At 51.0% G+C, this 21,676-nt stretch carries 12 protein-coding genes; 11 read left to right on the top strand and 1 reads right to left on the bottom strand.

Features of this window, described 5'->3' with window-relative positions; all coding sequences use genetic code 11:
- The first annotated feature begins 209 nt into the window (after positions 1–209).
- The 6 genes from BUB30_RS01320 (at position 210) to BUB30_RS01295 (ending at position 7,243) form a co-directional block, all read left to right on the top strand.
- Positions 210–677, top strand: coding sequence for a (2Fe-2S)-binding protein (locus BUB30_RS01320; protein ID WP_073130190.1), 468 nt, complete (start codon positions 210–212; stop codon positions 675–677).
- Positions 674–2,938, top strand: coding sequence for a xanthine dehydrogenase family protein molybdopterin-binding subunit (locus BUB30_RS01315; protein ID WP_073130187.1), 2,265 nt, complete (start codon positions 674–676; stop codon positions 2,936–2,938). Before BUB30_RS01320 ends, BUB30_RS01315 begins: the two co-directional genes overlap by 4 nt.
- 434 nt (positions 2,939–3,372) lie before the next feature.
- Positions 3,373–4,218 carry a PAS domain S-box protein gene (locus tag BUB30_RS01310; protein ID WP_143164722.1) on the top strand — a complete coding sequence of 282 codons (846 nt, stop codon included), beginning with the start codon at positions 3,373–3,375 and terminating at the stop codon, positions 4,216–4,218.
- A gap of 125 nt (positions 4,219–4,343) precedes the next feature.
- Complete coding sequence (locus BUB30_RS01305) at positions 4,344–5,426, top strand: Gfo/Idh/MocA family protein (RefSeq protein ID WP_073130182.1); 1,083 nt, start codon at positions 4,344–4,346, stop codon at positions 5,424–5,426.
- A 74-nt stretch (positions 5,427–5,500) separates the two neighbouring features.
- Positions 5,501–6,307 (top strand): heavy metal transporter, encoded by an 807-nt coding sequence (locus BUB30_RS01300; RefSeq protein ID WP_245804010.1) that lies wholly within the window; start codon positions 5,501–5,503, stop codon positions 6,305–6,307.
- A 72-nt stretch (positions 6,308–6,379) separates the two neighbouring features.
- The gene (locus tag BUB30_RS01295) at positions 6,380–7,243 is read left to right on the top strand and encodes a toxin-antitoxin system YwqK family antitoxin (protein ID WP_084137835.1); all 864 of its coding nucleotides are present in this window, start codon (positions 6,380–6,382) and stop codon (positions 7,241–7,243) included.
- Positions 7,244–7,317: 74 nt separating this feature from the next.
- Here the strand turns inward: BUB30_RS01295 and BUB30_RS01290 are convergent, their stop codons facing one another.
- Positions 7,318–7,752, bottom strand: a complete 435-nt coding sequence (locus BUB30_RS01290; RefSeq protein WP_073130178.1) for a DUF1801 domain-containing protein — start codon at positions 7,750–7,752, stop codon at positions 7,318–7,320.
- Positions 7,753–7,903: 151 nt separating this feature from the next.
- On the opposite strand from BUB30_RS01290, the gene BUB30_RS01285 reads away from it, so the two are divergent.
- The 5 genes from BUB30_RS01285 to BUB30_RS01265 all read left to right on the top strand — a co-directional run bounded on the left by BUB30_RS01285 (position 7,904) and on the right by BUB30_RS01265 (position 21,638).
- Positions 7,904–10,288, top strand: a complete 2,385-nt coding sequence (locus tag BUB30_RS01285) for an ABC transporter permease (protein WP_084137834.1) — start codon at positions 7,904–7,906, stop codon at positions 10,286–10,288.
- Positions 10,289–10,407: 119 nt separating this feature from the next.
- Complete coding sequence (locus BUB30_RS01280; RefSeq protein WP_073130172.1) at positions 10,408–11,391, top strand: aldo/keto reductase; 984 nt, start codon at positions 10,408–10,410, stop codon at positions 11,389–11,391.
- Positions 11,392–11,476: 85 nt separating this feature from the next.
- Entirely contained in the window at positions 11,477–12,634 is a 1,158-nt protein-coding gene (locus tag BUB30_RS01275) for a carboxymuconolactone decarboxylase family protein (RefSeq protein WP_084137833.1), read from the top strand.
- A gap of 128 nt (positions 12,635–12,762) precedes the next feature.
- Positions 12,763–16,560 (top strand): DUF7948 domain-containing protein, encoded by a 3,798-nt coding sequence (locus BUB30_RS01270; protein WP_084137832.1) that lies wholly within the window; start codon positions 12,763–12,765, stop codon positions 16,558–16,560.
- Positions 16,561–16,565: 5 nt separating this feature from the next.
- Positions 16,566–21,638, top strand: coding sequence for a M4 family metallopeptidase (locus tag BUB30_RS01265; protein ID WP_084137831.1), 5,073 nt, complete (start codon positions 16,566–16,568; stop codon positions 21,636–21,638).
- Positions 21,639–21,676 lie beyond the last annotated feature (38 nt).

The following is a 21,676-nucleotide window of genomic DNA, read 5'->3' as shown; positions in this document are numbered from 1 at the left end:
ATGTGGTGTGGGGTTTAGTGGAACAAAGTGAAGATAGTATAATATTTGAAGTTTATCCAAATTCACGGATGACGGCGTCACTGCTATCGATTGAGTAATGCTCTGCTCACCCTAAAAAATTTACACTCCCAATCCGCTTTCTAAATCCGCCGATCGTTTTGTACCGTTCTCTTAATTTCATTACCTTCAAAAAAAACAATTCCTTCATCATGGCAACTTACCAACTCGTCGTCAACGGCGAAAATCGTGAGGTGGAAGCCGTCCCCAATACGCCGCTGCTTTGGGTGCTCCGCGACAACCTCAGTCTTACAGGAACAAAATTCGGTTGTGGCATGGCCCAATGCGGAGCCTGCACGGTGCACCTCGATGGCACGCCCGTCCGGTCATGCTCCACGCCGGTGTCGACCATCGGAAATAAGAAAGTGACCACCATCGAAGGGATCGCATCGGCAGACAAAGTCCACCCGGTTCAGCAAGCCTGGATGGATGAGAATGTTCCGCAATGCGGGTATTGTCAAGCCGGCCAGATCATGTCGGCGGTAGCGCTGCTGGCCAAGAACCCGGCGCCAAATGACCAGGATATCGAAACCGCCATGTCGGGAAATATTTGCCGGTGCGGCACCTATGAGCGGATCAGGAAAGCCATTAAGCGGGCCCCTAACACAACAGCCAAATGAAGACAGCATTAAACGAGTCCACGATATTCAAAGTCAGCCGCCGCGACTTTCTGAAATCCACTTCCATGAGTGTGTCTGGATTGTTGCTGGGCATCAGCTTCAGTTGTTCGGATACCACAAAAAAACTCACGGGCAATCCGGATTTTGTTTTTACGCCAAGCCTGTTCATCAGTCTTAACGGCAATGGCGACGTTACGCTCATTGCCCACCGGTCTGAAATGGGAACGGGAATACGCACCAGTCTTCCTCTCGTCATGGCCGATGAAATGGAAGCCGACTGGAACCGGGTGAAGGTCGTGCAGGCCGTCGCCGATGAAAAATACGGCGATCAAAATACCGATGGTTCCTATAGCGTGAGAATGTTTTTCACCCCGCTGAGAAAGGCGGGCGCAACGGTGCGCCTACTCCTGGAGCAGGCCGCCGCCAAAGAGTGGGGCGTGGACGTCTCGGAATGCAAAGCACAAAATCATGAGGTAGTCCACAGCTCCGGAAAATCGCTTGGCTTCGGTTATCTCGCCGAAAAAGCGGCCGCATTACCCATCCCCGCAGAAAGCAGCGTGACCTTGAAATCGCCAAAAGATTTTAAGTACATCGCCAAGCAAAGTTCCATTGTCGACTTGAAAGACATTGTAACAGGCAAAGCCAAGTTCGGTCTCGACAACAATCACCTTCCCAACACAAAGATCGCCGTGATCAAACGCAATCCCGAACCCGGCGCCGGGTTGAAGTCTTTTGTTGCCGACAAGGCCATGGAAGTGCCGGGTGTGCTAAAAATTTTCACGTTGGACCCGCCCGGATTTCCCACCACCTTAAATAAGCCCCTCGGCGGAGTCGTGGTTGTTGCCGAAAATACCTGGGCCGCGTTGCAAGGCCGCAAAGCGCTCGAGGTCACCTGGAATAAAGGCATCAACGCGGACTACGACTCACACACCTACAACAGCGATATGCTGCGACGCGCCAAGACAAAAGGAAAAGTAAGAAGAGAAAATGGACAAGTCGATAGCGCCCTGAAGAATGCAAAAAAAGTAATCGAAGCCGACTATATGGTGCCGCTCCTTTCGCATACGCCGATGGAGACGCCTTGTGCCCTGGCGCATGTACACGATAATGTGTGCGAGGTCTGGGCCCCGGTGCAGGATCCCCAGGGGGCAAGGAAATCGCTGGCCGAAGCATTGAAGCTCGATATCAAAGCGGTGACCGTGAACGTGACGCTGCTGGGCGGTGCCTTTGGCCGCAAGTCAAAACCGGATTTCGTTGTCGAAGCCGCGCTCATCTCCAGGACGATGGGCACCCCCGTGAAAATATTATGGACCCGCGAAGATGATATCCAACATGACTTCTATCACTTCCCGGCTGCCCAGCATTTGAAAGTCGGCATCGACGAAAACAACAAAGTCACGTCCTGGCTCCACCGGTCTGTCTTTCCTCCCATCGATGGCACTTCGGATAGCAAGGCCAAAGAGGCCAGCGGAGCAGAGTTGAGCATGGGCATGATCGACATGCCCTTTGCCATTGAAAATGTATGCTGCGAAACTCAGGAAGCCACCGTCAAAACACGGATTGGATGGCTGAGGTCGGTGGCCAATATCCATCACGCCTACGCCGTAGGCTGCACGTTGGATGAAGTGGCCCAGGCCCGCGGTGTTGATCCGATCCAAAATGCCCTCGACTTGCTGGGAAGCGACCGCTCTATTGAATTCAATTCGCTGACAACAGAATTCTGGAATTATGGCGAAAAACTGGAGGACTTCCCGTGGAGTACGGCGCGTTTCCGGAAGGTGATTGAAACGGCAAGGGAAAAGTCAAATTGGGGAAAAAATCTCCCGAAAGGAAGTGGCCAGGGCTTCGCGGCACACCGAAGCTTCCTCACCTATGTTGCCTGCGTGGTGGAAGTCACTGTTGATGCCAATAACAAGATCCGGATCCCCAAGGTGGACTATGTGGTCGACTGCGGCACTCCCGTTAACCCGGAGCGGATCAAAGCACAGTTTGAAGGCGGCGCCGCGTTCGCCGCGAGCCTTGCTTTGAAAAGTGAGATCACGGTGACCGGGGGAGCTGTTCAGCAATCCAATTTCCACAACTACCTGGTGGGCCGCATGAGCGACTCGCCCTACGAGACCGCCGTGCACATTATGGAAAGCAACGACAAGCCTACGGGCGTTGGCGAGCCGCCTGTGCCTCCATTCATACCCGCACTGTGCAACGCCATTTTTGCAGCCACCGGAAAACGGATAAGACAGTTACCTGTACGACTAACATAAAGAAGATAAGCAGCTGATTTTTTCAAATGGTTAGGTCATGCTCTAACGGATGATCCAGCCGTGCACCCTCCATTCTTCGCAACTACCCACACACCCTTCTGCCTCCGAAGCGGTGTGAATGACGTTGCCGGGTCTACGTTGCTGTTCCTAACCGGGGTATCCGGAAATGGCCCCGGACCCGGATCCCGATTTGCCGTTCTAAATTCCACCGAACACACCCCTGCCAGGTTGCTTAAACCAGCGCGTAAGGGGCTGAAAAGCCCGCTTTTTGGATCAATTCCCTCTTAAAAAGTTACCCCGGCAACCAGAATCACGCGAGGTAATAATTATCAGGATTTTGATTTTTTAGTTGGGAAAACTCTTCCTAACCTTATGATTGGCTTTTATCTGACCCCCATGAACCAGGAACCTACCAGTCCCTTCGTTACCAAAGTTTGCTGCGACAATCGATCGGCTCTGTGCGATTGGTCATCGCGTTGTTTTCCGTTACCGCCGCCGTGACCAAACTGCTGTATGACCGCTTCCTGCCGGAGCTGACCGATCTGGATGCCGTGCGCTGGACGATCATTGGGCTGGGATCGGTAGCTTTTATCTCCACCTATTTCCGGTTCAAGCGGGCCATCACGGTCACCTACTTTTCGCTTTTTCTGTATCTGTCCACCCTCTTCTATGTCATCGCGTTTGTGGTGATCAATCGGTTCGATCCCAATGCGGTTATCATTTTGATCTTAGTGGTGGGCGCCAGTTCCGTGATCATCAACAGTCTCTTCTACTACGGGGTGCAGAGTGCCATCATCTTACTAGCATCGATGCTGGCCTATTCGAGTTCGCATTTGGGACATGAAAACCTGATGGCATTCCTGAATCTGATCATCGCCCTTGGCGTTTTCGGTATTGTGATCGCCGTTCGATTGAAACTTATTTCGAGTGTAAAAAAATCTCATTCCACGCTCGAAAAGCTGAACGTCCTTTCCATTGTCGCCAACAAGGAGGGTGACATTGTTTTTGTCAGCCCCTCTGTACAAAATCTTCTGGGATACGACCCGAAAGAGTTGGTGAAGGAGGGCTGGTGGAGCTCACAGAATTTACGGGACGGATGGATCAGTCGCGATTATATCTTGAATTATCCGAACATTCTTCCAAAAGAAATCATGTCCATGGAAACCAGTCTTATAAGCAAAGATGGAAAGAAGGTGTGGTTCAGCTGGGTGAACTCCATGTTGCCCAACGGCAACTATGTGGGCGTTGCGCTGGACGTTACGAAGTATAAGAACAATTGATCCCTGTTTCTTCGGACAACCGGACCGCTGCTCATCGCTATCCTCCAAATTTAAAATAGTGACAGATCCGTTTTAATATAACGGCATTTTCCGCTAAAATTGTCGCCTGTCCAATACATCCCATCATGTCTGATCAAACAAAATTGTTAAGGGTCCTTGTTGTCGGCTGCGGCAATATGGGGGCCTCCCATGCGCAGGCTTATCACACCATGAAAGGCGTCGAGATCTGCGGCCTGGTTTCCAGTGGAAAAAGTAAGGAAGTGCTGAATGCGAAGCTCGGTGGCGGCTACGCTTTGTTTGACAACTATGAAAAGGCATTGCAGGCGACCAAACCTGACGCGGTCTGCATCTCAACTTATCCCGACACACACGAAAGCTTTGCCATCCAGGCGCTGGAGCAGGGATGTCATGTGTTCATTGAGAAACCCCTGGCCGATACCGTGGCCGGTGCAGAGCGCGTGGCCGAAGCGGCAAGGAAGGCAAAGAAAAAATTGGTGGTCGGTTATATTCTGCGTCACCACCCCTCCTGGGAGCGATTTGTTCAGCTTGCGCACGAACTGGGCAAGCCGCTCGTCATGCGCATGAACCTCAACCAGCAGAGCCATGGCAACATGTGGACGGTGCACCGGAATCTGATGGCAAGCCTGAGCCCCATCGTGGATTGCGGCGTGCATTACATCGATGTGATGTGCCAGATGACACGCTCCAAGCCGGTGCAGGTGAGCGCTATTGGCGCCCGGCTCACGGAGGAAATCCCTGCCGGCAACTATAACTACGGCCAGTTGCAGATCCGTTTCGAAGATGGATCGGTGGGCTGGTATGAGGCGGGCTGGGGTCCTATGATGAGCGAGACGGCCTTTTTTGTAAAGGATGTGATCGGCCCCAAGGGTTGCGTGTCTATCGTGGCCCGCGAAGCAGGCGGCACGGGAAAATCCGATTCTGTGGAGTCGCACACCAAAACAGAATCACTGCGATACCACCATGCGGCACTCGACAAGAACGATGAGTTCCAAAAGGCAGACGAGTGGATCAACCTGAAAGATGAGCCCGATCACCAGGAGCTTTGCAATCGTGAGCAGCGCTATTTCCTGAAGGCGATCCACGAAAATATCGACCTCACCGACCATGTCCAGGACGCTGTGAACAGTCTTCGCATTGCCTTCGCCTGCGATGAATCGGTGCGCACGGGAAAAATTGTGGCGCTTTAAATTTCAGGACAGAAGAATTTCCCTCCGGAAACGCCCATCACGAGGAAGGAATGTGCTTAAAAAAATCGCTGCTCATGATTTGTCACTCCCTGAGCAGCAGCACATTGGCGACCGTCGTAGCACAACCTCCCGAAATAAAAAAATACTATTTAACTCATATTTTTTCTTATAATCGCACCCAAATTATTGTCGATTATTTAGAAGGCATCATGGGAAAAATCATTCGTCCAACCTATCCGGTAGAATTTAGTGTAGGGCTTTTAATACTGATCTTTGTTTTATCGTTCTTTTTGTCGTCGCAGCTCTTCCACACGCATTGGCGCGAACTGATGGAAGGCACATCAAACGCTTACTTCGGCATGTTTCTGATCAGTGCGGCGGTCATCATTATGGTGCTGGTGCTCTGGGAAGAATTTTTGTTCCCGATCAGAATAAAACCCGGCAAAGACGGTGTGACCTTCAGGAACCACAGGACCAAGCTCAAGACACAACTGCTGATCTACTGCATCATACCGGCGATCTTCGCGTTTGTCTATTTCAATTTCGACGTCCATATCGTTCGCTTTATCATTTGGGCGATCCTCTGCACGGTCATACCCGTCGCTATCAAATTAGTTTCCGGTATCAATAACTACAACGATTTCCTGAAGCTGACCGACAACGCCATCGAATACAAGAACAACCAGAAGTCGGGTGTCTTCGCGCTGAAGGAGATCCAACGCCTTACGCTCATCCGGGACGAAAGAAATGTCCTTCACAAAGTTCAGGTGTCAACCAACAAAGAAAATCTGATCATCGACCTTGACGAGATGGAATTGGATGCGTTCCTGGATTCCATTGATCAATTCATCACATCGCACTATAAAACGCTGCTGGCTTAGATTGGGCCGGGCGACTCCCTCGCTCCTCCCAGCATTGCCGGAGACATTTCACGACTGAACCTGGATACCCGCATGACGATCGCCATTAGACTGACCGTAATTTTCCTATTCGCAGGCACTTCCATTATGGCACAAGCGCCGCGCTATACCGTTAAGCATTTGAGAGAGTCGAACGATGGGACCTTCAAGAACGTGAACGACGGCGTAAAGAACGGAAAGTCGATTACATACATTAAAAGCAGCGCGGTGTTGTGGGACATTGATGACGACAACGTGACGACCATAAAAATTGCGGGACCTGTACTCTTGTGTTTTGAAGCTCCCTGGAAAAACGGCAAAAAGGAAGGACAAGTTAATGTTTACGTGATCGACAGCCTCAATAGCCAGCATCGTTACAAAATCTGGGAACAAGAATACAAGAACGACCAACTGAATGGCGAATGGCGGCAGTATACCCTTCGCGGGACGCTGGCGATGCTGCGTACCTTTAAAAACGACAGCTTACACGGCATGGCCCGTGAATACAGGATCGACGGCAAGATCATAGAGGAGCAGGAATATCTGGGGAGTTCACGGGAGTATGTAGACCACATTCTCTATCCGAATGGCACACTCGAAAAAACGCTGCCCATACGAAATGGCCTGCTCAATGGTGTGGGGCGCCACTACTATCCCAATGGAAAAATCATGGAAGAAGTGACCTTCAAAGACGATGTTTTTCACGGCTCGAGAAAATATTTTCATCCCAATGGCCAACTCTGGATCGAGCAGATCTACAAAGACGGTCTTAGCTGGGAAGTAGTCTCCAACTTCACCGAGGATGGCAAACGCCGCGACGCCGGCACACTTCGAAATGGCAATGGCACCATCATTTCTTACAACGAGCACGGCAGCGTGCGAGAGGTTTCGACTTTTCGAAATGGCGTGGAGCAATAAACACTAGGCTTCCCGTAATCGCTCACGAGTTTGATTTTCTTTCAGGCCGTCTATTGATGAATTCGCTGCGGGAATTACAATTTCTTCTTCTTTTTGGCAAACTGCTCGTCGATCAGGGCGGCTTCGAATAACAGGGCCCGGACCTGTTGCTCATCGATGTCGTCCAGCTTTTTAAAATACATCATATAGACCTGTTTCCGTCCCTCGGCCAGCAACACCCCATCTTCATTGGCCATCAAATTTCCCTGGTTAAAACCGAGCGCCACACCTTTTGCCTTTCGCTTTTCCTGATTCGCGTTTGGTTCCCAAGCCGAAGACGGCGGCCAGATAAAACAGATGAGCCGGTTCCTGGTGTAGAACGGTAGGGCCTGGTCGTAGTATCCCTTTTCCGTTGCCTGGGGAATACATTCCGTGATGAGCGCACGCAGCCGCTTTACCAACACGGCCTCATCGCGTGGAAGGGTGGCGATCATTTGATCGATATCGGCGGTCCTTGCTGATCCCGGCATAGTATGTCAAATCTAGTGAGCCCTCCGGACATTTCGATTTGATCATTGGAATACTTGTCGTTAACTTGTACGTCACTGAATTCAAGTGCCTGATTATCAACAACGATCACCCGTCGTGTCGGGAAGTAAAAATTAATGCCATGAACTACCTATGATGTCAACGATCTTTCGAATCGCCTTGCGCCATGCGCGAAAATTCAAAACGTACACCTTGATCAACATCGGTGGGCTGGCGTTGGGACTTGCTTCGTCTATCGCCATCCTTCATTTTGTGGCGGAGGAATTTTCTTACGATAAATTTCATCGCGCTTCCGACAACGTTTATCGCCTCAACACGGTAACGCAAACCCCAACCGGAACACAAGTGCAGGCGGCGGGAACGCCCTTGCTCGCCCCCACCCTCATGGCGGATCTTCCGGAAGTGGAAGCTGCCGTCCGGTTGCGTCATGCGGATGATGTGTTGATTGAGATCGGTGATAGAAAATTCTACGAGACGAAAGTATTCTATGCGGACTCCAATTTTTTTAAGGTCTTGACTTTTCCACTCGCTCATGGGAATCCGAATACAGCGCTGAAAGAACTCAATACCGCGGTCATCACAACCGCCTTTGCCAAAAAGTATTTCGGCGACCAGGATCCAATAAATAAAACGATCAAAGTAGACAACCTGCTCGTGCAGGTCAGTGGCGTAACGCTTCCCGCCGGCAAATCGCATTTTGATTTCGACATGCTCATCTCGTTCGAGACATTTACGCCACCAAAACGCACTTTCGTCAGCCTCGCCAGCTGGGAGTGGACGTCCTTTCCAACGTATGTCAGATTGCGCGAGGGGTCAAACAAAGCTGAGGTGGAAGCAAAATTCCCGGCATTTATCCGGAAATACCGATCGCGTGAAGACGCCGGGAAAGTCAACTATCAATTGCAACCGATAAAAGACGTGTACCTGCATTCACGCAACATCCTGGAGCGCGACGGCATTTCCACGAAAGGAGACTACACCTACACGATCGGGCTGGCGGCAATCGCTTTTCTCATCATGGGCATCGCGGGTTTTAATTTCGCCAACTTATCCACGGCGCTCGCCGTCTACCGGGTAAAAGAAACCGGCATCAAGCGCTCCCTGGGTTCGAGTCGCATGGAAATTTTTTCTCAATTCATTTTCGAATCCATTTTTAACGCGGCGATCAGTCTTCTACTGGGAATGGTCATGCTTCAGGTGGGGATCGGCAAATTGGAAATCCTGTTTGGTACCGGCTTGTCCCTTACGATGGCCACGCACCGGGAATGGCTTCCCCTCTATATGGCTTTAGTCCTCGTCATCGGTTGTCTTGGCGGTTTACATCCAGCCATTTTTCTATCGGGATTGAAACCCCGGCTAGCGCTGAAAGGAACGAACGCATTTCACCAGCGAAGCGGCAGGCTCTCGTTTAAAAAATCGATCATCGTGTTCCAGTTCTTCGTGACGGCGGTGTTGATTGCCGGCAGCCTGAGCATTAAAAGGCAAATCGATTTTGTCCGGTCAAAAGATCTGGGCTATAACCAAGCGGGGATCATTGTTCTCCATGTTCCCGACGAGCAACTGCGAAAGCTTTACGCAACCTTGAGAGATAAACTCTCCGGGAATGCCAACGTGCTTGGCGTTTCCGCGAGCCGTGATCTTTTTGATGGCCAGCAAGGCATCACCGACGTTGAGGAAGTGGGGCGTTCGGAAGATCCGCGCATGATCAGTATGTTTCGAATGTATCCCAATTTCGTGGAGACCATGGGAATAGAGATGGCGATGGGAAGAACGTTCACCGAGCCGCTTCACGACAGCACTTCATTTATCCTGAATGAGGCTGCTGTGAAAATGTTCGGCTGGGATAAAAAAACGGTGATCGGGAAAAAGCTCTCGTCCTATGGCCAGACCGGTGAAGTCATTGGCGTGGTGAAAGACTTTCATTTCACCAGCCTTCATGCCGCGATTGCTCCGCTGATCTTGCTGGTCCCAAAAACAAAGGTCGAATATTTATACGTCAGAGTGGCCGCCGGCGACTTGAACAACACCCTCTCCTCTCTGGCGTCGGACTGGAAGGCCATTGCGCCCCATCTTCCTTTCGATTATCTGATGTTGGACGAACACGTGGGCCAGCTGTATCGCCAAGACGAAAGACTTTCCCAACTGATCTTTGTCTTTTGTGGATTGTCGGTTTTCCTGGCTTGTCTTGGACTCTATGGCGTGATGTCATTGATGGCGGAAGCGCGAACCAAGGAAATCGGGATCAGAAAAGTTCTTGGCGCCTCGGTATCGGCAATCACAGCTTTGTTGTCGGGAGAATTTATGGTGCTGGTCTTCATCGCCTCGCTCATCGCACTGCCCACCTCCTACTACTTTTTAGAGCAATGGCTCAATGCGTTTGCGTACAGGATTAGCCTTCCGATCGACCTCCTGATCCTTTCCGTGCTGTTATCGTCGGCCCTGGCTGGCCTGGCCGTGAGCTTCAGATCGATAAAAGCAGCCCGGGCAAATCCGGTTGATTCAATAAAGAGCGAGTAAGTTTGAATGTCAGGACCCAAATCCGTGAATTTGGTAGACAATCCAGTAATTTGTATAAGTCTCCAACCCTGGAACAGCCGCACCTTTGCAGTGTTAAAAGAACAAACAGGAATACGGCTATGAAACACAGAAAATTAGGAAAAAGCGGCTTGGAAGTGTCTGCCCTTGGTCTCGGTTGCATGGGGCTTAGTTTTGGGTATGGTCCGGCGACGGATAAGCAAGAAGCGATCAAATTGATACGACGCGCCTATGCGTTGGGTGTTAATTTCTTTGATACAGCAGAAGCCTATGGGCCCTTCCTCAACGAAGAAGTGCTTGGAGAAGCGGTTGCGCCCTTTCGGGACCAAGTCATACTGGCAACCAAATTCGGTTTTAAAGGAGGCATGCCAACAGTCGGCGTTGACAGCCGGCCAGAAAATATCAGGGCGGTCGCAGAGGCTTCGCTAAAGCGATTAAAAACAGATCGCATTGATTTGTTCTATCAACATCGCGTAGACCCGAATGTGCCGATGGAAGACGTTGCAGGCACCGTGAAAGAACTCATTGCCCAGGGAAAAGTGAAACATTTCGGCATGTCGGAGGCCGGCGTGCAAAGTATTCGCCGGGCTCATGCTGTGCAGCCCGTGGCAGCCCTTCAAAGTGAATATTCGTTGTGGTGGAGAGAACCTGAACAAGAAATATTGCCGACGCTGGAAGAGTTGGGCATTGGCTTTGTCCCGTTCAGCCCGCTGGGCAAGGGGTTCCTCACTGGCGCGATCAACGCCGATACAAAATTCGACAAGACAGATTTTCGCAGCATCGTGCCGCGCTTCGAAGAAGAGAATCGAAAAGCAAACCAGATCGTGGTCGATAAGGTCGGCGAGTTTGCAAAAAGAAAAGGCGCAACACCCGCCCAGGTGGCCCTGGCGTGGGTACTGGCCCAAAAGCCGTGGATTGTTCCCATCCCGGGCACAACGAAGATCCATCGCCTGGAGGAAAATTTGAAGGCGGAAGAGCTGGTCCTGTCCAGCGACGACTTGAAGGAGATCGGAAATGTATTTTCACAAATCCAGGTTCAGGGTGCGCGTTATCCGCAACACCTTCAGGCGCGTGTTGACCGGTAGGTCAGCATGATGTTGAAGCCGGTTCGATCATAACAAATACTGACTTGGAGAAGGCGACCCAATAGCGATTTTTACCCAACTAAACATGAGAAGCGCAGCGATTACCAAAATTTATCTCACTATTGTTTTCCTGTGGGCGCCATTTCTTCTCTCTGCACAGACGAGTAAACCGGGTGACCAGCCCCTGACACCACGGCAGCAAGCGATCGTGATGACTGCTGCCTTCACCGCGAACGGCGATCTGGATAGACTCAAAAGTGCATTGCATTCAGCCTTAGACGCAAAGCTTACGATCAATGAAACAAAGGAAGTTATTGTCCACGTTTATGCCTACGCTGGTTTCCCGCGAAGCATCAGAGGACTGCAAACATTAATGGCTGTTCTCGAAGAACGAAAGGCAAGCGGTATCAAAGATGACGTTGGCAAAGAAGTGACGCCCATTCCAAAGGGAGGCGATAAGTACGAAACCGGAAAGAAGACACTCGAGAAGTTAACGGGAAGACCCCAAGGTGAGTTAACTGGGTACAATGCCTTTAGCCCGGAGATCGACCGGTTTCTCAAGGAGCATTTGTTCGCCGATATTTTTAGCAGGGATCTTCTAACCTATGCTGAACGCGAACTGGCAACGGTAGCGGCGTTGATCAGCATCGGCGGCGTTGAGCCGATGCTTTCATCGCATATGCGTGTCGCGATCCGCCAGGGGATATCCGAAAATCAGCTCATAGAAATCATCTCTCTACTCGGCGAGTCGGTGGGTAAAACGGAAATTGAAACGGCAAGAAAAGTCTTTGGCGAAATATCGACCACCAAGCTACCGCCTGCCGCTGCGGACACAAAGGACCGTGAGCTCATCTTCCCCAAAGGTCAAACCGGTGTCAATCCCAACATGACCGGCACCGTTTGGGTTTACAACCTAGTGCGACAGGATTCGGTCATGACCAATAGCGTTGGGAATGTGACCTTCGAACCGGGCGCACGCACCCATTGGCATTCACACTACGCGGGTCAGATCCTGTTGGTGACCGACGGGGTGGGTTATCATCAACTAAAAGGAAAGCCCATTGAAATCATTCAGAAGGGCGATGTGATCAAATGTCCTCCAAATGTTGTGCATTGGCACGGCGCATCACCAACCCAATCCATGACGCATGTCGCCATTACGCAGAATACAGAAACTGGTCGCGTGGTGTGGCTTGAAAAAGTGACGGATGAGGAATACAACGCCGCGAACAAAAAGCAATAAACGCAAGAGCTCCAATTTATCTGAAAATCAATAAGTTACAATAAGCATCAAAACGTGGTGCCGGAATAGGGATGCCGTTACTTATAATTTTTTAACGTACCTTGCAACGTCTATACGTTTGCGAAGTTATGCGGTTAGCCCCCCTACTGTTATTGATTGCATTTCATGCTGTCGCCCAGAATAATCATGCGTTGCGGTTTATTGAGAACAAAGGCCAATGGAACAACGGCTCTGACTTTCAGGCGTTGGTTCCGGGTGGACGCTTAGGCGTCTCCGCCAAAGGTTTTTCGGTGTTGCTCCTCGACATGGAGGAAATCGAGCACCGGCACCTTGCTAATCACGAGGCTATCAATGAATCTGACGCACAATCGGCCAATGAGCCGATCGATGGACACTACTTCCAGATAAATTTTTTAGGATCGAACCCGCAATCCAAAGCCATTGTAGAAAACCCACTGAGTGGCTACTACAATTATTTCGTCGGCAAAGATGCCAACCGTTGGGCTAGTCATGCGCGGGCCTATGCCTCGATCCTGTATCCGGAGGTTTACGAGGGCATCGATTTCCGGGTCACGTCGGTTGGGAACAATTTAAAATACGATTTCATCGTCAAGCCCGGCGCCGACCCATCGCAAATCAGAATTGAATACAGTGGTGTCGACGGCATTGACAAATTTGATGACGAACTAAAGATCCGCACCCGGGTGGGTTCGCTGAACGAATTAAAACCATTTTCCTACCAGGGCAATGACACTAACAAACAGACCGTGCCCAGCGAATACCGGCTCCGCGACAACGTAGTTTCATTTTCCTTTCCTTCCGACTACGACACGCGCCAACCGCTGATCATTGATCCGCTCCTGATCTTTTCAACCTATTCGGGTTCCACCGCCGACAACTGGGGAAGTACGGCAACCCCGGGTGAACATGGCACCCTGTATTCCGCCGGCGTAACACGTCAGAACCTGGGAGGCTCGTTCCCGGCCACCGTGGGTGCGTTCCAGACCACCAACCACGGGAATTTTGACATGGCCGTCATCAAATATGATTCGGCAGGAACGAAATTTTTATATGCCACACACCTGGGCGGCGCAAACAACGACTCTCCTGAAAGCCTGGTGGTGGATAAAGCTACGGGCGATCTGATCGTGCTGGGCATTTCCAGTTCAACCGACTACCCAACCGCGGCCAGCGCCTTTGACAAAACGTTTAATTTCGGCACAACCATCTTTAATCGCGTGCTCGACACTAACGATCAGTGGGATCTTGTGATTACCCGTTTGTCGCCCACCGGCGATCGCCTGGTGGGGTCAACCTTCCTTGGCGGATCGGGCAACGACGGGCTGAACCAACCCAAACAATCGGGCGGTCCATTGGTCGTGAACTATGGCGATGAGATGCGGGGTGATGTGATCACGGATGAGACGGGGAATGTGTACATCAGTTCCGTCACGTCGTCCGCCGACTTTCCGATCGTGAACGGCTTCGACAATACTTTTAACAGCGGCACGACCGATGGGATCGTGGTCAAACTGGCCCCTGACCTGTCGTCCATTGTTTGGTCGAGCTACCTGGGAGGCTCCGGTTTTGATGCGGCCTATTCGATAAAATTTGACAATGACAAGAACCTTGTGCTGGCCGGAGGAACCACCAGCGTAGATTTTCCGGCCACAGTTGGCGCCTATCAAACGACCTTCAATGGCATCGTCGACGGCTGGATTGCGCGGCTCGCCGCCGACGGAAGCGCCATCATGCAGGCTACGTTCACGGGCACCGGTTCATTCGACCAGGTTTACTTTGTAGACCTCAATGCCAGTGGAAATGTGTTTTGTTATGGCCAGACCGCCGGCCACATGCCAATAACTCCCGGGGTATACAACAACCCCAACAGCGGCCAGTTTCTGCAAAAATTTTCATCCGATCTCAGCGCGTTGAAATTCTCTACCGTGTTTGGCTCGGGGTCTACCAACGGACTGGTCATCCCGAATATTTCTCCCACGGCATTCCTGGTGAACGACTGCGACAACATCTACATGGCAGGTTGGGGAGGTTTTGTGAATTCAAGCACCCAAACCGGTTTCTGGCAAAGCACCACCTTCGGGATGCCCATCACCAGCGACGCCTATCAGAAGAACACCTCGGGTTCTGATTTCTATTTCATGGTCTTGAACGGCGACGCCTCCACCCTGGTGTATTCGACTTACCTGGGTGGTAATTCTTCAAAAACGCACGTCGACGGCGGAACGTCGCGCTTCGATAAGTATGGCATCGTCTATCATGCCGTTTGCTCGGGCTGCGCCTTTGGAACGCCGAACGACTTGCCTGCTTCCGATTTTCCCACTTCGCCCAATGCCAAATCGCGACGGAACCTTAGCGCGAATTGCAATAATGCGGCCTTCAAGTTCGACTTGTCTTCGCTCAAGGCCATGTTCGATACGAACAATACTGCGCTGACCATGCCCGGGTTCAACAATGTTTGTTATCCCGATTCGATCGTCTTTCAAAATTTCAGCACCGGGGGAAAGACCATTGTCTGGAATTTTGACGACGGGACCATACTCAACCAGGTCGACACCGACCCCCGGAGTGTGATCCATCAATATCAACGGGCGGGTCAGTATAAAGTCAAACTGAAGATCACCGACCTGAGCACGTGTAGCCAGACCGATTCGACCACCAAGATCATCAACTATTTTAAAGACAACATTCAGGTAGAGGCCGACGGCCTGGTGTGTGAAGGGAACAGTTTTCAGCTCTCGGCAAGTGGGGGCGTTCAATACAACTGGGTCAGCGAAGATGGGACCTTCACTTCCGCTGACCGCGCTCCCGTGGTCCGGCCAACGAAGGCGACGACTTACTTTGTCAGGGTGGTGGATGCGAATGGTTGCTCCAAAAAAGATACACTAAACGTGGGCATCATCCCCAATGTTCATGCGTTTCTGGCAAACTTTGGCTCCGACAATGTTTGCTCTCCGGATGTTGTGCGGTTTAAAAACAAAAGTGTGAACGGCATTGATTTCACCTGGGATTTTGGTGATGGTTCAACGCCGATCCAGATCAGCGACACCGTTTCATTGATTCACGAATATCAACAGCCCGGCACCTACATCGTAAAATTGAAGGCCTCCAACGTGAACACCTGTAATAAGAATGATGCCGTCACAAAAACCATTCATTATTTCAGGGAACAAATTGAAGCCGGCGATGATGGTGAGATCTGCGCCGGCACGTCCTTCCATTTGATCGCCACCGGCGGAAGTGTGTATGCATGGTCTACGAAAGATCACAGCTATACTTCATCCGATCCTTCGCCATTTGTAAAACCCGCACAGACCACGCAATATTTTCTTTCCGCAACCGATCCACATGGCTGCGTCGGAAAAGACACCATAAACGTGACCGTGATCGACAGTGTTGCTTTGAAATGGCAGCATCGTCTCATCGACAATTGTGTTGATCGCCCATCCATTTATGTTCAAAACCTAAGCCCCCCGGAGGATGACGTAGTCTTTCGCTTCGACTTTGGTGATGGAACGAGTTCCACTGAAACCGAAGTGGAGCACCTCTATGAGAAAGATGGCATGTATTCGCTGAAATTCACGGCACAAAAGAGCATCTGTTTTTCCGAAGAAACGATAAAGCTGCCGGTGTACACGCTCATGGTCCCCAACGTGTTCACCCCGGATGGCTCACCCGGCTACAACGACAATTTCATGGTAAGCTTCGGCGCCGACAAGATCCCTCCCGGCGAGGTTGGTCTGCCCGTGCAATTGACCGTGGTCGACCGGTGGGGCAAAACGGTTTTCGAGTCATCCGATTACAAAAATGATTGGAATGGAAATAACCTGGCCACGGGCGTATATTATGTTCATCTCAAGATTGGAGACCTGGCTACTTGTAAAAATTGGGTGCACATCGTTAAGTGATATTTATGCATAGACTTCTACTCGTCATTTTCATCTGCTTTTTATCGGTTGGCCAGAGCATGGCACAGAAAAGCGCACGAACCACCCCTGCTTCCCTCGGGGTGTCGAACACTGGTACAGGCACCGCGTACTATGGCGGGCGGAACGAACCACCCCGCGCCATGGTGTTTAAGACGGGAACCGTTACGGCCTCGTCGTTCCTGGCTAACATCAATCAGTATTTCAACATACCAGCCGAATTCACGTTCGTGGAAGCCGAATCCAACACCGACGATCTCGGGATGCGGCATCGCCTTTTGCAACAGTATTATAAAGGCCTTTTGGTGGAAGGCATGGGCTACCGGTTGCATGAGAAAGGTGGCTTTGTAACGTCCGTCAACGGCAAAGCCGTTCGGAACATGAATCCCGACATGAACATCAGCCTCAACGAAGCGCAGGCTTTTCAACTCGCAACGAGATATCTCCAAACCAAGGACACCACCGTTAGAAGAGGTCAGAAGTTGATCGTCTCCAAAGACTTCACGCTCGCGCCCGAAAGTTTTGCCATCGCCTTCCAGTTCGACATCGATGTATCGCTCATCGAGCGTTGGAGGATCTCCATCGATGCGCGCAACGGGCAAGTGCTCAATAAAGTAAGCCTGGTAAACGCTTGCCGCGAAGACACCCCCCCTGAGCCCCCCCTGCCCTACATCACCGGAACGGGAATGACAAACTATTATGGACTTAAACCGATCCGGATCGAAAGCACCGGAAGCGGTTCGCAGATGGTCGGGCAAACTGCTCATGGGGGCATCATCGGAACGTACGATTTTGGAAACCGTTCCCTTCTGATATTACAACTGGGTATTCCGTTCAACCCGCCGGTATTCACTTCCTCGGGCACCGTCTATAACGATTACTATTCTCAACCCGCTGTATCGGCGCAATGGGCCGCCGAGCAAGCGTATGAATACTATTATACAAAGCACAACCGAAACAGTTTCGACAACCTTGGCGGTGCCATCAAGTCCTACGTACACGTCGATGTGGGTTGGGACAATGCCATGTGGACCGGCAGTCTGCTGGTTTTGGGAGACGGCAGCAACAACAACCCGTTGGTTGAACTGGATGTTGTGAGCCATGAACTGACGCACGGCGTGACGCAGTATGAAGCCAAGCTCCAATACAAAAATGAGTCTGGAGCGCTCAATGAATCGTTCTCCGATATTTTAGGGAAGGCCGTCGAGTTCAATGTCTTAGGCGGTGCCGCCACATGGCAAATCGGCCGGCATTTCCGTGATGGCGGTATTCGCGACATGAGTAACCCCAACGTTAAAAGTCAACCGGATACTTATTTCGGCGATATGTGGCAGACGGGTGCCGATGACTATGGCGGTGTGCACACCAATTCAGGCGTACAGAATTTTTGGTTTTATCTTTTAAGCAAGGGTGGCAGCGGCGTAAATGATCGCCAGGTAAACTATTCGGTCAATGCTATTGGCATGGACGCCGCAGTCAAAATTACGTATCGAAATCTGACGGAGTACCTGGCGCCCCAATCGGACTATCTCGATAGCCGGATAGGCTCCTTACTCGCCGCGACCGATTTGTATGGCAACAACTCCACGATCTATCAGGAAGTAGCCAATGCCTGGGATGCCGTTGGTGTGATCGACGAGCCTACGGTCACCAGCCTGGGTGTCTATGATATCACGGCCACCACCGTGAAGATCAACGGGAGCATGATCCCGAGGAGCAACGTTGCCACCTACCATTTTGAATACGGCACCACACCCGCTTATGGGAGCTCAACTGCAGAGTATCCCTACACGAATAAAGTGGAAGGGGTGATCACCGGGTTACAAAGTGAAACGAAGTACTACCTGAAACTGGTAGCCACCAACGAAAACGGCGTCTCGTCCGCTACAACCGAATTCACAACCATTTCGCTGGCACCACTCGTCAAACTCCTACGGAGGGTTGACATGACCGAAACAACGGCCACATGGTATGGCCAGATAAACCCCAACAGCCTTCCGACTTCATTTCATTTTGAGTATGGGCTAACGCCTGCTTTTGGATTGGTGACCCCCCCGACGTCTCTTCCCGGTGCCACGGAGTTCCTGGATGTTTCGGCAGCCCTCACAGGTCTTCAACCGCGGCAAACCTATTATTACAGACTTGTCGCCACCAACGGCTCGGCAACGTCGAAGAGCGAGTCGGCCAGTTTTTTCACGGGTGTGAGACCCGTTATCCTTTCTTACACGCCAACAACGGCCCCCATCGGCACCGAGGTGACGATTACCGGGCAGAACTTTAATGTAACACCTGAAAAGAACGTGGTGAGCTTTGGTGCCACCCGGGGCGCTGTGCTGTCTTCCAGTTCAACCGAAATAAAAGTTAAAGTACCCGCCGGAGCATCCCTTGGGCCGATCTCCGTGTGGGATGCCGAGTCGGGTCTGTCTGCCGAATCGGTAAAGGAATTTGTTCCCACGTTTTCGGGAGAGTTCAAAAAAGGCGACCTGCAACTCAAGATCGGTAGCACCGATTACATGTACCAGACCTTGGTGCAGGACATGGATGGCGACAACAGACCCGATATCGTTGTCCGCCACTATCTGGGTTTTTCGGTCTTTCAGAATGTAAACCAGGGTGGTGATATAACCGATGCCTCCTTTGTAAGAAACACATTCAACTCCGTCGATACGCCTCAGAAATTATTCCTGATCGATTTTGACGGCAACGGTCTTAAAGACATTGTAGGGAAGTACCAGGATGGTGTGCGGGTGTATCCGAACTTGTCTGTGCCGGGTTATATCTTCTTCGGGCCTCCCGTGAGTTTGTCCGTGGGCACTTCCTGGAATTTAGCCTTCAATGACTTGGATCAGGATGGCCGCGTGGATATTGCCGTGGCCGAAAATGTGGCGGGTATTGCTACGGTTAAAATATTCCGGAATCAGAATCCAAAAGGGCTCGTGTTGTCTGAAAATTTCGTCAATCAATTTTCAAAGTCGCTCGCCTATCCGGTAAACGACTTGTATAGCGAAGACCTGAACAACGATGGCAAGCCCGAATTGTGGGCCGATGCGAGCAATAAGATCTTTATTCCGATCCTCGTCAATAGCAGTCAGCCGGGTGTTTTTGCATTTGATGAATACACCGTTCAGGATGCCATGATCACCTATCCCAAATATGTTTCCCAGGATTTGAACCTGGACGGATGGAAAGATCTCGTTGCTTATTCGCCCTACCAGGGTGTGAACCTGGCCATCCTGGAAAACAAGAAAACCGCGCCCGGCGTCACCGTTGGAACGATGACCTCTGCCCTGACCGGCTATGAAGCATCCGTTGTTCAGCCCGCAGATCTCAATGGCGATGGCGCCGTCGATTTGCTGGTCGGCCTGGAAAATGGAAAGTTTTCGTTCTTAAAAAATAAAGGCGCTGCCAATACGCCTATCTCGGATGCCTCTTTTGACAAATCCCTGGAGTTTGGCGTGCTTAACGATGCCGTTGAGTCGATCCCCAATATGACCATCAATGATTTAAATGGAGATGGCCGGCCCGAAGTCATTAACATCATTTCTTACCACCAGTTTCCCCACGAAGGCTACCTGATGGAGATTTGGCAGAACTCGCCAAATAATTGTATTGATCCGTCGCAGGTAAGCGTCAGCGTATCGAGTTATGTGGCAACGATCACACTGCCGCCCAATACCACCCTGGATCAATTCGAGATCGACTATTCTTACGAAGGCACCTATTGGGGACGGGTTTCCTCGACCAGGCTGACCAACCTGTCGTATGGTCACACCTATCAGCTCAGGGCCCGGGCCAAATGCGGTCTTGGCTTCACCGATTACTATTATATCAACTTCACAACGGAGTGTATATACACCGATGGCTTCTCCATCGCCAGCATCGGCATCGATAACGCCACGCTCGATGAATCCGCCGGTCTTTATTATTTTGAAATGGCCTATTCCTTGGCCGGCAAAAACGAGTGGATCAATCAATATGGCAGTCAGATCAAAAATCTGTTGCCCGGCACCACCTACGACCTGCGTTACAGGGGACAGTGCAATCCACCCAGCAACTATAAGTATAAGCAGTTCACAACCCAGTGTCCTAAATTGGCTACGCTCACCGTCACGCCTTCATCCTACAACAGCGCCAACGTGCGCTGGACGAGCAACTACCCGGGCAATGCCGTTCTTGAATACAGCGCGGACAAAGTCACCTGGACATCGATCGGTGCCGACCTCACCTTGCATGCACTGGTTCTCGGAAAACAATATTTTGTAAGAGGAAGCATGGCCTGCACAAACCTCACTTCTGATTTTATGAACGCATCCTTTACGATGCCGTGTGCTAAAATCTCGAGGTTATCGGTCGATGCCGTTACGCCGTTCAGCGCGAAGGTAAATTGGGTGGACGAATCGGTGGCCGACAGCTATACCGTAGCGTATTCAGTTACCGGGGGCGCGGTAACCACCGTGACGACCAGCGCAACGTCTTTCATACTGGAGGGTCTCGCTCCTGGCACGCCCTATACCGTGACCGTTACCCCAAAATGTATGGCCACGGAAAACCCTTCCTCAACATCGTTTAGCACCTTTTGCTATGTGCCTTTTGATCTGTCCGCCGATGCCATAACACACACCACCGCGGAACTCTCGTGGAGCGATAATTTCGATGGCTATCCTTATGTGATTGACTACTCCATTTCGGGCAGCAAGGTCTGGCAGACGATAGAAACTGCCTCGACAAATTTATCGTTGACGGGACTGAGACCCGGCGCCGAATATGAAGTCAGGGTTCACATCCATTGTTCAAGCGAAACACTAGCCTTTGCCTCGCTGCGTTTCAAAACCGAACTCTACGACGAAACCACCTATTTCCCCAACCCGACAGATGGTGAAGTAACGATACATCCATCGAAAAACTTAATCGGGAATCGTTTCATCATTTGCGATAATGTGGGTAAAGTCGTTGCCAATGGTGAGCTTCCCGACTATACTATCGACTTGTCAATTTTAGCGCCAGGTATTTACACGTTGAAGATCGAAGGTGAAAATCTCTTGAAGATTGTTAAACGTTAAATGCATTTAATCCTATGAAATATCAGCGATCCTTAGCT

Origin of the sequence: Chryseolinea serpens, from assembly GCF_900129725.1 — a bacterium.
In the GTDB taxonomy this organism is placed as follows: domain Bacteria; phylum Bacteroidota; class Bacteroidia; order Cytophagales; family Cyclobacteriaceae; genus Chryseolinea; species Chryseolinea serpens.
This window is presented reverse-complemented; position numbering and strand designations above follow the sequence as displayed.